Genomic DNA, 290 nt, shown 5'->3' on the forward strand with positions numbered 1-290 from the left:
GAAGTGGTATTAACCCAAGCCGGTGCTGACTTCGTTAACAACGGCGGCACGCTGCCTGCAATTGATTTAACCGTGTCCGATGGCAGCTTAACAGGTCAAGACAGTGACACTCCGGTGATCACTCCTACGAATGATGCGCCTACCATTGATGTTGTCGCCAATGACTTTACTGAAAACAGCGCCGTTGATGGCGATGTTGCTGCAACCTACACCACCTTTGATGAAGACGGTGATCTACTGACTGTTGACTTTACCCCTGGCAGCAATGACGACGGTTACTACGCGTTGGT

The 290-nt window shown here is 50.7% G+C and carries 1 protein-coding gene; it reads left to right on the forward strand.

The genetic code is table 11. From position 1 onward, the window contains the following. Window positions 1–290, forward strand: a 290-nt coding sequence (locus AAEZ00_RS20950; RefSeq protein ID WP_351089805.1) for a hypothetical protein, incomplete at both ends; no start/stop codon positions are given.

Source organism: Shewanella sp. S1-49-MNA-CIBAN-0167, assembly GCF_040310145.1.
Lineage (GTDB): Bacteria > Pseudomonadota > Gammaproteobacteria > Enterobacterales > Shewanellaceae > Shewanella > Shewanella psychromarinicola.